Genomic DNA, 223 nt, shown 5'->3' on the forward strand with positions numbered 1-223 from the left:
AATACGAAGTGAGGCAATGCGCGTTGCGAGAAGAACCGCACCGCCGATCAAAATCGCTAGCGTTGATGTTTCACCCATCGACCCTTGAACGGTACCGAAGAATGCATCCAACCAAGTTATGTTGTTCGCCATGATCGCTTCGACACCACCACTTGCCGCGAGGCTAAGTGAAGTAGCACCAGAGAAGCCATCAACTGCAGTCCACACGACGTCACCTGAAATT

General features: G+C 51.6%; 1 protein-coding gene. It reads right to left on the bottom strand.

Annotated features, from left to right (window positions below; all coding sequences use genetic code 11):
* On the bottom strand, nucleotides 1–223 hold a 223-nt coding region (locus A3738_RS09815), incomplete at both ends, for an RnfABCDGE type electron transport complex subunit D (protein ID WP_197473773.1).

This window comes from Oleiphilus sp. HI0066, from assembly GCF_001635725.1.